General features: G+C 64.1%; 10 protein-coding genes and 1 other RNA gene. 9 read left to right on the top strand and 2 right to left on the bottom strand.

Going from position 1 to position 11,317, the window contains the following annotated elements; translation table 11 throughout:
* Nucleotides 1-373: 373 nt before the first annotated feature.
* Nucleotides 374-1,114, top strand: a complete 741-nt coding sequence (locus ACTHNE_RS20445; RefSeq protein ID WP_440270178.1) for a hypothetical protein — start codon at nt 374-376, stop codon at nt 1,112-1,114.
* 454 nt (nt 1,115-1,568) lie between these two features.
* On the opposite strand, the gene ACTHNE_RS20440 is transcribed toward ACTHNE_RS20445, so the two are convergent.
* Together ACTHNE_RS20440 and ACTHNE_RS20435 are read right to left on the bottom strand one after the other, a co-directional pair.
* Nucleotides 1,569-1,925, bottom strand: a complete 357-nt coding sequence (locus ACTHNE_RS20440) for a YraN family protein (RefSeq protein ID WP_440270177.1) — start codon at nt 1,923-1,925, stop codon at nt 1,569-1,571.
* Complete coding sequence (locus tag ACTHNE_RS20435; protein ID WP_440270176.1) at nt 1,925-3,766, bottom strand: penicillin-binding protein activator; 1,842 nt, start codon at nt 3,764-3,766, stop codon at nt 1,925-1,927. Before ACTHNE_RS20435 ends, ACTHNE_RS20440 begins: the two co-directional genes overlap by 1 nt.
* An 86-nt stretch (nt 3,767-3,852) precedes the next feature.
* Here ACTHNE_RS20435 and rsmI point away from each other — a divergent pair, with 86 nt between their 5' ends.
* The 8 genes from rsmI to ACTHNE_RS20395 all read left to right on the top strand — a co-directional run.
* A complete protein-coding gene (gene rsmI / locus ACTHNE_RS20430; RefSeq protein WP_440270175.1) occupies nt 3,853-4,692 on the top strand; it encodes a 16S rRNA (cytidine(1402)-2'-O)-methyltransferase in 840 nt (279 codons plus the stop codon).
* 132 nt (nt 4,693-4,824) lie between these two features.
* Nucleotides 4,825-5,188: RNase P RNA component class A (gene rnpB, locus ACTHNE_RS20425), an RNA gene on the top strand.
* Between the two features lie 271 nt (nt 5,189-5,459).
* A complete protein-coding gene (gene mraZ / locus ACTHNE_RS20420) occupies nt 5,460-5,906 on the top strand; it encodes a division/cell wall cluster transcriptional repressor MraZ (protein WP_440270174.1) in 447 nt (148 codons plus the stop codon).
* 51 nt (nt 5,907-5,957) lie between these two features.
* The gene (gene rsmH / locus ACTHNE_RS20415; protein WP_324943578.1) at nt 5,958-6,893 is read left to right on the top strand and encodes a 16S rRNA (cytosine(1402)-N(4))-methyltransferase RsmH; all 936 of its coding nucleotides are present in this window, start codon (nt 5,958-5,960) and stop codon (nt 6,891-6,893) included.
* Nucleotides 6,890-7,162, top strand: a complete 273-nt coding sequence (ftsL, locus tag ACTHNE_RS20410; protein WP_324943575.1) for a cell division protein FtsL — start codon at nt 6,890-6,892, stop codon at nt 7,160-7,162. Before rsmH ends, ftsL begins: the two co-directional genes overlap by 4 nt.
* A complete protein-coding gene (locus ACTHNE_RS20405; RefSeq protein WP_324943572.1) occupies nt 7,159-8,982 on the top strand; it encodes a peptidoglycan D,D-transpeptidase FtsI family protein in 1,824 nt (607 codons plus the stop codon). The genes ftsL and ACTHNE_RS20405 overlap by 4 nt, the downstream gene beginning before the upstream one ends.
* On the top strand, nt 8,979-10,457 hold the full coding sequence (locus ACTHNE_RS20400) for a UDP-N-acetylmuramoyl-L-alanyl-D-glutamate--2,6-diaminopimelate ligase (protein WP_324943569.1): 1,479 nt from the start codon (nt 8,979-8,981) through the stop codon (nt 10,455-10,457). Before ACTHNE_RS20405 ends, ACTHNE_RS20400 begins: the two co-directional genes overlap by 4 nt.
* On the top strand, nt 10,454-11,317 hold an 864-nt coding region (locus ACTHNE_RS20395), incomplete at its 3' end, for a UDP-N-acetylmuramoyl-tripeptide--D-alanyl-D-alanine ligase (RefSeq protein WP_440270173.1). The genes ACTHNE_RS20400 and ACTHNE_RS20395, both read left to right, overlap by 4 nt.

Here is an 11,317-nt window from a genome sequence, read left to right as displayed (position 1 = left end):
CTAGGGCCTGTTTACACTATTTGCGTGGCCCGCGCTGGGAGCTGTTTGCGCGCCAGACAAGGAAGAGCGAAGGAGTGTACGTCGGTACACGACTTAAGTGATGACGCAGGATGGCGGGCAAACAGACCCAGCCCTTGGGGTTGCCGCTGTGTAGCCGCCATGCGCCAGCGCGCGGCTTGCCTTGGCAGCCAGCCAAGGCTGCGCCACGCACTGCCACCTGACGGCTACACAGCGGCAACCCGGGCTACGCAAATAGTGTAAACAGGCCCTAGTTCTTGTTTCCTACCAAATTATCAGACCGTCCTTATATTCATGCGATGAGTAACGCGAGAAACTTGGCGCTAGTGAACTCGCTATCAGGGATGTTGCGGAAATGGAACAAGTAGGCAAGAAGCCAACGAAAATCTTTTATATACCGCCTGCTTTGGGAAAGACGGTGCGGCATGTTTTCCTTATCGTCGCCGTCCTATCGTTGTATGCCTGCGCCAGCGTGCCCGGTCAGGGACCTGGCATATCCAGTGATGTGCTTGATCGTCTGCACAAAGAAGGGGTTAAAACACCCGTTGTTACAACGTCGGATTTCAAGGAGCAGACTAAAGGCAAGGTAGCTGCCGCGACGGCGTTATCCATAGCTGGAGCTGTTTTGGGTGGAGGGCAGATCCACCTGGGCCAGCGTAATCAAAAGCCGGTGGAAGGCTATACAGTCACCCAGGGTCGGGTCACCGTGTTCGGTGAAAGCGAACGCTCTGAATACCTCAATGTGGGAGACGCAATGAATGAGGCCCTGCATCGGAAGCTGGTCGGTGCTGGAGTTGCCGTATCCGACACAAGTTCTTATGCCATGACCAGTGTTCAGAAATTTTGGGGGATCGATTATGAAAAGATGTCTGAAAAAGATAATTACCGCCTCTATTACAACATTCAAACGTCCTTGATGGAGGGGAGGAAGACCATTCGTACCTATACGTGTGCTGGAGTAACGGAGGATATGGGTGGCTACGCCTACTGGGCAGATGACGATAAGAAAAACGTCAAGCTGCACGCGGCAATCATCGGCGATATTTGTGCGGACAAGGCGCTGGCGGCGTTTGGGTTGAGCGCAGAGAAGATCTAAGATTTTCAAGAGAGGGCGAAAAGGTAGCGTTTTTCTCACCTTTGGTGGCGTGCGGCTGTGCCTGCTCGGCTTATGACCTGCCACTGCGCTCTCGGCGTTTCGTCTGGTGAAAACCAGGCGCTCATGCTCTTCTTCGATCCGCTTCTTTGCAGCATTAGACTCGGCCAGATGCATGCGCGGCGATGCTGGCCGGGCACTGATGTGAGCTTTAAGCTGCATGTACCGCTTAGCGCGGCGAGGTGGATCCTGATGTCGCGGCGCTGACTTTTTGATGACCCGGGGCAACGTACGCACTGGGCCTTATCGACAGCCAGTTCTCAATTCAGGCGATTTCGATCTGAAGGCGCGTGACTGTCACATTCCCGATCGACAACATAATCGTCGTAACGATATCTCAAGAACGTACTCGTTACTGCAGCCGCGCCTGCGAAAGCCCGAGCTTTGCCCTTGATACTCAGCCCGCCTCGAACGCATTACGCAACCACGTCATGTGCGCCTGCGTGACAGGACCGTCATAGCTCACGACGTCAAACCGGCAGGGCCGTTGTGCATGTTGCGGATGCGATGCCAACCACAGTTCGGCCGCACGGATCAGCTTGGCTTGCTTGCTCGTCGTCACCGAAGTGGCTGCGTCGCCATGGCTGGCGCGCACGCGGTGGCGTACTTCGACGAACACGATGGTGTCGCGGTCGCGCATCACCAGGTCGAGTTCGCCGTAGCGTGTGGTGTAGTTGCGCGCGAGCAGCTTCAGTCCCGCGCGTTCCAGTTCATCGCATGCGCGTTGTTCGAATGCGTTCCCTGCTGCGCGCATCAACCACCATTCGGTTGGATGGGGGCGCTGCTCGCCGGTGCGGGTGCGCTGCCGGCAGGAGCGGGAGCAGCGGGCGAGTTGTCCATCTGCAGGGTGGCGTTGCTTGGGCGGGCCACGCCGTCCTGGAACTTCAACCAGGTGAGCACGCGCTTGACATGGCCGAACGTGTCCACGGCGAGTTGGCCCGTAGCACCGGGGAGATAGCTGCCCGGATGGCTGCGTAGCCAGTCGAGGTAGGGCACCAGGTTCCATGCATCCATGCCGAACGCGAACAGTTGCGCGGCGCCGCCATGCGCGGCGGGGAGTTGCGCGGCGATGTCGTGGTAGGCAGGCAGTCCGGTCTGTGCGTCGAACAGCCATGGAGCGTCGCAGAATTCCACGCCTTCCAGGTCGCGATCGGCGGTGGCGTTGTCGCTGCCGCCGTAGATGTGCGAAGTGCCGAATACGGGCAGGGTGATGCGCGCAATGCGCAACTGCGGCAGCAGCAGGCGAGCCTGTTCCGCGCGCATGCTGATGAACAGGCCCGCATCGCTGCCGGCGCTGCCTGCATTCAGTGCATTGATCGCGTCGCCATAGTTGACGCCATTGGAGGGCAACTGCGCGGTGCCGGCGATCTGCCCGCCCTTGGCTTCCAGCTCGGCCTTGAAGGCGGCGGCGGCGCGCTTGGCGAAATCATCGCCGGAAATGACGACGTAGGCGTTGTGCAGGCCGCGTTCGATCAAGTGATCGGCAGCCTGCGCGCCTTCGTCTTCCGGCATCAGCGCGAATTCGCTTGCGCTGCCGTTCGGCAATGTCTTGTTGTCGGAATGATTGAGCGCCAGCACCGGTACCGGCAGCGAGGACTGTCCCAGCACAGCCGTCACTTCCGAGCGCGCCAGCGGACCTATCACCATCTGCGCCCCTTCGGCGACGGCCTGGTTGTAGGCCTTGATGGCGCCGGCGGCATTGCCGCCGCTGTCGTACACACGCACGGTGGCGCGTGGGGCATGCGTATCGGACGATTGGAAATACGCCGCAAAGAAGCCTTCGCGAATCGCTGCGCCGGCGGCCGCGAGACCGTCACTATTGGGCAGCAGCAAGGCGACGTGCGCGGGCATCTTGTAGCCCTCGCGCACACTCGCGCCGCTGCCGGGCACCAGCGTGCCGACGGCCTGTTCCAGGTTCGGCTGCGCTTGCGCCACCGTCACGCCGAGGCGGCCGAGCGCTTCGTTCACCCACGGCAGCATGCGGTCGCCTTGCTGCATGGCGGCGGCGCGCTGCTTGAGCGGTTCGGCGCCGAGCTTGGTGAGCAGCGTCAGCGCCTGGTCGCGATTTTGTTCGCGATCGGCGCCGTGCAATACATCGTCCATCTCCACGCGTGTGCGTGCGGCGCCCCACAGGTCGCCGGTGCCGGCGAGCGCATCCGCGCGCAGGATCAATAGGCGCGGGCGCAGATTCGCGGGCACGCTGAGGTCCGGCTGTGTGGTCAGGCGCAATGCGGTGGCGGGATCGCGCTGACGCAACGCAATCTCCGCGCGCAGCAGATCCAGCCGTACCGGTTCGTCATCGACAAGCCGGTCGCGCTGGATGCCCACCACCAGCGGTGCTGCGCGATCCAGTGCGTTTTCTTCGCGATACGCTTCGGCGGCGAGCAGCTTGTAATGATCGGCGCGGCTCGGCGTTTGCGTGGCCAGCGCCAGATACGCTTGCGCCGCCTGGTCGAATTGTCCCTGGCCGGCCAGACTGGCGGCGTTTTGCGCGGCGGCGACTTCGGCGGGCGAGCGTGGCACCACCGACGGCACGCAGGCGCTCAACAGCAACGAAATCAGCAGTCCTGACGCGGCAAGACGACCTGGGCGCATGGATATCCTCGATCCCATGGGGGTAATTGCGCGATCATAGCCGATCGCATCGTTGCTTCGCCGCGAACGGATCAGAGGTTCCATCAATGTCCAGCCATCAAGCGGGCTGCCTGTGGGTAGTCGCGACGCCGATCGGTCATCGCGATGACATCTCCGCGCGTGCCATCGAAACCCTGCGCAAGGTTGCGTTGATCGCTGCCGAAGACACCCGGCACAGTCGCCCGCTGATGCTCCAGCACAATATCGGCACGCCGCTGGTGGCGTTGCACGAGCACAACGAGCGCGAGGCCGTGGCGGCGATCGTGCGGCGGCTGGAGCAGGGCGAATCGGTCGCATTGATTTCCGATGCTGGCACGCCGCTGATCAGCGACCCGGGTTTTCGGCTGGTGCGCGCGGCGCGCGAAGCGGGCATTCGTTGCATACCCGTGCCTGGTGCGTGCGCCGCGATCGCGGCGCTTTCCGTGGCGGGCCTGCCCAGCGATCGCTTCGTGTTCGAAGGTTTTCTGCCGCCGAAAAGCGCTGCGCGCCGTAGCCGCCTGGAAGAACTTGCGGGCGATCCGCGCACATTGATTTTTTACGAATCCTCGCATCGCATCGTCGAAAGCCTGACCGACATGCGCGACGTATTCGGTGCGGAGCGGGAAGCTGTATTGGCGCGTGAACTTACCAAACTGTTCGAGACGGTGATTGGCGAGCCACTGTCGCAACTGCTGGCGCGCGTGACGGAGGATCCCAATCAGCAGCGCGGTGAATGCGTGGTGCTTGTCGCTGGGCGTGGTGATGATGCGGATGCGAAGCTGGTTGAAGGGCAGCGTGTATTCGCAATTTTGCGAGAGGAGTTGCCGCCGGCAAAGGCGGCGAAATTGGCGGCTGCGATTACAGGTGCGTCGCGAAAAATGTTGTATGGCGACAAAGGCGAAGGATGAGTAGGTTGGGGTGCAAACCCCAGCAATTGAGCACCGCACAGCATGAAGATGTTGGGGTTTGCACCCCAACCTGCGCATATCTTGCGGCATGCTGCGGGCCTTTACCGCTCCAATCCCGATATAATTCCCGCCGGAGTCGGCCGGGCAGTCGCGTCGCGCCTTGTGCGCGTCGAGGAAAGTCCGGGCTCCACAGGGCAGGGTGCCAGGTAACGCCTGGGCAGCGTGAGCTGACGGCCAGTGCAACAGAGAGCAGACCGCCGATGGCCCGCAAGGGCACAGGTAAGGGTGAAAGGGTGCGGTAAGAGCGCACCGCGTACGGGGCTAACGCCGTACGGCACGGTAAACCCCACCCGGAGCAAGACCGAATAGGGGAACGATAACGCGGCCCGCGTTGTTCCCGGGTAGGTTGCTGGAGCCAGGCGGCGACGCCTGGCCGAGAGGAATGACTGTCGCGCCGCAAGGCGTACAGAACCCGGCTTACAGGCCGACTCCACCTTTCATTCAGGAGCGAGTGAAGCGAAGCAGGCAGTGAGAGAGGCGCGGTAGGGCTTTTCTCTCGCTTCCTGCTTCGCTTCGCTGGCTTTGATTTTCAAAAAATCCATGCTGATCAAGGCTCTTGCGGCCCTTTCTAGAAATCACTGGAAATTTCGTCAGAACTTCGCCTTTCTCCTTGATTCACAAGCAAAATTTTCTTGACAGTCTCAAGGGGCGAGACTATCGTGGGACCCTGTGTGAAATCGTGGGATTTCGTGGGAGTTCCTTAGGTCGTGTTTCAGGGCGAAACCGCCATCACTGTCGATGACAAGGGCCGGCTGGCTATTCCGACTGCGTATCGGGAGCTGGTGACGGGCGCTTGCGCCAATCGGCTGGTGATCACCTACAACCCGTTCGAGTCGGGCTGCCTCTGGCTGTTCCCGCATGCGGAGTGGGAAAAGGTGCGCGACCAGGTGAACGCCCTGCCGAATGTGAAAGCCGTGCACCGCGCCTTGCAGATGAAGCTGGTGGGTGCGGCGGCAATGGTGGAGCCGGACAGCGCCATGCGCATTCTGTTGCCGGCCAGCCAGCGCGCTGCGGCGGGTATCGAGAAGAAAGCGGTTCTGCTGGGCATGGGCAACAAGTTCGAGCTGTGGAGCGAACAAGCCCACCTGGCCAAGATCCGCCAGACCATCGGCGAAGACGAAATCAGCGACGACATGGCGGACCTGCGGCTCTGACCGGTGACGGTCAGGGCGCGGGATGAATACGAACCAGAGCGGGAGTGCGAGATGGTTGAGCGTCAGCACATCCCGGTGATGCTGAATGAAGCGGTGGAGGGTCTCGCCGTGCGGGCAGGCGGGCGTTATCTCGATGGCACCTTCGGACGCGGCGGTCACGCCCGCGCCGTACTGTCGCGCCTGGGCTCCGACGGCCGGCTGCTGTTGATGGACCGCGATCCACAGGCCATCGCCACTGCGCAAAACGAATTCGGCGCCGACCCGCGGGTGTCGATTCGCCATGCCAATTTCTCCACGCTCGCCGAGTGGGACGAAACGGACGCCGGCCTCGACGGCGTACTGCTCGACCTGGGCGTGTCCTCGCCGCAACTGGACGAAGCCGCCCGCGGTTTTAGCTTCATGGCCGATGCGCCGCTGGACATGCGCATGGACCCCACGCAGGGCGAAAGCGCCGCCGATTTTCTCGCCCACGCCGACGAACGCGAGATCGCCGATGTGTTGTGGATCTACGGCGAAGAGCGCTTCAGCCGCAAGATCGCCCGCGCCATCGTCGAGCGCCGCAAGGAAACGCCAATCACCCGCACCGGCGAACTCGCCGCCCTGGTCGAGCGCGTGATCGGCCGGCGCGAACCGGGCAAGCATCCGGCCACGCGTACGTTCCAGGCGTTGCGCATTCGCGTGAACGGCGAACTGCAGGCGCTCGAACAGGGGTTGGAAGCGGCGCTGGAGCGGCTCAATCCCGGCGGCCGCCTGTCGATCATCAGCTTCCACTCGCTGGAAGATCGCATGGTGAAGCAATTCATCCGCGATCACTCCGGCCGCGTGCAGGGCAGCCGTCGCGGCCCGCCGGTGGCGGCGGCGCCGGCCAAGCTCACAGCGGTCGGCAAGGCGCAGTTTCCTTCGGAGGCGGAGCAATCGGCGAACCCGCGCGCACGTTCGGCCGTGCTGCGCGTGGCGCAGAAGGTGGCGCAGGAGAGCAGCGCATGAAGATCGTAGGCATCTTCAGCCTGCTGCTTCTGCTCGTTGCCACGATGGTCAGCGCGATCGCGGTCGTGTGGACGCGCCACCAGAGCCGCGCTCTGTTCGTGCAGTTTTCGCAGCTGCAAAGCCAGCGCGACGAATTGAATATCGAATACGGCCGGCTCGAACTGGAGCAGGCGACCTGGGCCGAACCGCGCCGCATCGACAATGAAGCGCGCACCAAGCTCGGCATGTTCACGCCGCGTCCGCAGGACGTGCAGCTGGTGCGACCATGAACCGGCTGCAACAGGCGATGGCGCCCAAGCCCAGCTCGCGCCGCAAAGGTGCGGGCCCGAGCACGCGCCGGCGCATGCTGCTGGTGATCGGCATACTCGGCGTCGCCTCGCTGGGCCTGGTGGCGCGCGCGTTCGATCTGCAGGTGGTGCGCAAGCAGTTCTATCAGGACCAGGGCGACGCGCGCTTTTTGCGCGTGATGCCGATCGCGGTGTCGCGCGGCACCATCTTCGATCGCAACGGCGAACCGCTGGCGGTGTCCACGCCGATGGTCTCGATCACCTGCGTGCCGTCGGAAGTGCTCGACAATGCCGACCGTATTCCTGCCCTGGCGCAGGCGCTGGGTACCAATGCCGATGAATTGAAGTCCTACCTGGAGCAGCGGGCGGATCGTGACTTCGCTTATCTGCGCCGGCAGATGAGTCCGGAGGCGGCGCAGGCGGTGCTGGCGGTGGGCATTCCCGGCGTGAACGGGCAACGCGAATACAAGCGTTATTACCCGTCCGGTGAAGTGACAGCGCATGTGCTCGGCTTCACCAACATCGACGACCACGGCCAGGAAGGCCTGGAGCTGGCGTTCGACAACTGGCTGGCCGGCAAGCCGGGCGCCAAGCGCGTGATCCGCGATCGCATGGGCCGCATCGTTGAAGACGTGGAGCAAGTGCATGCGCCGCAGCCGGGTCAGAACCTCACGCTCAGCATCGATCGGCGCATCCAGTTCCTTGCTTATAGCGAGCTGAAGAAACAGTTGGACGAGCTGGACGCCGACTCCGGTGAAATGGTGGTGCTGGATATCCACACTGGCGAGATTCTCGCCATGGTGAGCCTGCCTACGTACAACCCCAATGCCGTCACCGGCAGCCCGGCCGCCGCGCGTCGCAACCGCACCGTGACCGACGTGGTCGAGCCTGGCTCGACCATGAAGACGTTCACCATGGCGGCGGCGCTTTCCAGCGGCAAGTACACGCCTACTTCGCCCATGGTCGATACCGGCAACGGTCATTGGTATTTCATGGGCAAGGACATCCGCGACGTGGAGACCGGCGGTAACGGCGTGTTGACGCCCACTGGCGTGCTGACCAAATCCAGCAACATCGGTGCGGCCAAGATCGGTTTGTCGCTGGATACCAAGTTCCTGTATGACACGTATCGTGCGTTCGGCTTTGGCGAAAGCACGGGCAGCGGTTTTCCTGGTGAATCGGCCGGCTTGCTGCGCCCTGGCCGCAGCTGGCGCCCGATCGAGAAAGCCACCATGGCCTACGGCTACGGCCTCAACGTCACGCCGCTGCAACTGGCCACGGCCTACGCCACGCTGGCCAATGGCGGCGTGCGGCACACGCCCACCTTCATCAAGGGCGGCGCCGATGCGGGCACGCAGATCATTTCGCCCAACATTGCGCGCGAACTGGTGGACATGCTGGAAACGGTGACCGCGCCGGGCGGTTCGGCCACGCGTGCGCAGATCGCCAACTACATCGTGGCCGGCAAGACCGGCACGGCGCATCTGGCCTCCGGCGGCGGCTATGCCAAGAACAGCTACAACTCATTGTTCGCCGGCATCGTGCCGGCCACCGATCCTCGCCTGGTCGGCGTAGTGGTGATCAACAATCCGAAGAAAAACGCCTACTACGGCGGCGTGGTTTCCGCGCCAGTGTTCCAGAGCGTGATGAGCGGCGCGCTGCGCCTGTTGGACGTGCCGCCGGACAACATCGGACGCTGGTACGTCGGCGGCCCATTGCAGGCTGGCGGCGGACTGGCCGGCACCGCGCCACCGCAGAACACGCAGGACGATCAATCCGCGGTGGAGGCGGTCGAGCCATGAGCGGACAGCGCCTCGATCACTTGCTGCAAGGCATCGCCGAAACGAAGGCCGCAGGGCCTATCGTCGTTTCCGGGCTGGCGCTCGATTCGCGGCAGGTAAAAAGCGGCGATGCGTTCTTCGCCTTGCGCGGCACGCGCGGCCATGGCATCGAATTCGTGCGCGGCGCGGTGCAGCGTGGCGCCAGCGTGGTACTGGCCGAAGCGCCGGTACCGACGGAGCTGGAAGACCCCGGCGTGCCGGTGCTGTGGATCGATGGCCTGCATGCCTTTGTCGGCGAAATCGCATCACGCTTCTTTGGCCGTCCGTCCGAGGCGATGCGCGTGATCGGTGTCACTGGCACCAACGGCAAAACCTCTACCGTGCAATTGCTGGCGCAGGCGCTGGAACATCTGGGCCATCGCGCCGCCACCATCGGCACGCTGGGCGCGGGCTTGCACGGGCAGTTGCAGGAAGGCGAGCGCACCACGCCGGATGCCATCGCGGTGCAGCGGCTGTTTGCGCAATGCCGGAGCGAGGGCGCCACGCACATGGCGATGGAAGTCTCCTCGCACGCGCTCGAGCAGGGGCGTGCCGCCGCTACCGCGTTCGAGGTCGCGGCCTTCACCAATCTCACGCGCGATCATCTCGACTACCACGGCAGCATGGAGGCCTACGGCGCAGCCAAGGCCCGTCTGTTTGCATGGCCGGGATTGAAAGCAGCGGTGATCAATACCGACGACGCCTTCGGTCGCCAACTGGTCGACAAGCTATCGCCCGGCGTACGCGCATGGCGGCTGAGCAGTGCGGGTGATGCGCAGGCCGACATCGAAGCCCGCGACATCGTCACCTCGGCCGAAGGCGTTGCCTTCACGCTGCGCACGCCCTGGGGCGAACGCACAGTCCGCAGCCGCCTGCTCGGCCGCTTCAACGTGGCGAACCTGCTCACCGTCATCGGCTGCCTCGGTGCACTGGGCGAGGCGTTCGAGCGCATCGTCGAGGCCGTCGAAGCGTTGCAGCCGGTGAACGGCCGCATGAACCGCATCGGCGGCTTGCATGGCCTGCCGCTGGTGGTGGTCGATTACGCACACACGCCGGACGCGCTGGAACAGGCGCTCACCGCGCTGCGCGCGCATTGCCAGGCGCGACTGATCTGCGTGTTCGGCTGCGGCGGCGAGCGCGATGCCGGCAAGCGTCCGCAGATGGGCGAGATCGCGGAGCGATTGGCCGATGTCGCCATCGTCACTGACGACAACCCGCGCGGCGAAGACGGCGACGCGATCGTCGCGCAAATCCTGGCTGGCATGGCCCGGCCCCAGACAGCCACCGTGCAGCGCGATCGCGAAGCGGCGATCCGCGCGGCTTTGACGATGGCGCGCAGCGGAGATGTGGTGTTGATTGCCGGCAAAGGCCACGAAACGTACCAGGAAGGCGCGGGCGGCAAGCGCGCGTTCGATGATATGGCGGTCGCACGCGCCGCACTGGAGCGCCGCGCATGATGCGGCTGAGCGCCATCGCCATGTGGACGCACGGCCACCTGCACGGCGCCGATGCCAGTGTCACCGGCGTCGCGATCGACTCGCGCAAAGTGCAGCCTGGCGATCTGTTCGTCGCGTTCAAGGGCGAGCGCGTGGACGGTCATGCCTATCTTGCCGACGCGAAAGCGCGCGGCGCGGTGGCGGCCCTGGTCGAGCATCGCGTGGAAAGCGATCTGCCGCAGGTGGAAGTGCAAAGTTCCGAGCTTGCGTTGGGCGATCTGGCCAGCGCCGTGCGCGCGCAGCGCAATGCGCGCGTGATCGGCATCACCGGCTCCAACGGCAAGACCACGACCAAGAACCTGCTGCGCGCCGTCCTGGAGCAGGTCGGCCCGACGATCGCGCCGCGCGCGTCCTTCAACAACGAGGTCGGCGCCCCGGTGACGATGCTCCAGGTGACGGAGGAGACGCAGTTCCTCGTCGCCGAGATGGGCGCGAGCGGCATCGGAGAGATCGCCCGCCTGGTGCGGATGGCGCGCCCGGACGTCGGCGTGGTGCTCAAGGTCGGGCTGGCGCACGCCGGCGAGTTCGGCGGGATCGAGAAGACACTGCAGGCGAAGACCGAGATGGTCACCGACCTGCTCGAGTCGGATGTCGCCGTGCTGAACATCGACGACCCGCGCGTCGCCACCATGGCGGACAAGACCGCGGCCCGCGTGCTCTGGTTCGGCCTCGACGAGCGCGCCGCCGTGCGCGCCACGGACGTCGTCTCCAGCTCGCGCGGCACCTCGTTCACGCTGCACCTGCCCGACGGCCAGTCGCGGCCCGTGCACTTCAAGGTGCTCGGCGAGCACCACGTGATGAACGCCCTGGCCGCCGCGGCC

The organism is Dyella sp. (assembly GCF_051954575.1).
Classification (GTDB): Bacteria; Pseudomonadota; Gammaproteobacteria; order Xanthomonadales; family Rhodanobacteraceae; genus Dyella_B.
The sequence above is the reverse complement of the archived record's forward strand: the minus strand, read 5'-3'. Positions and strand labels throughout refer to the sequence as shown.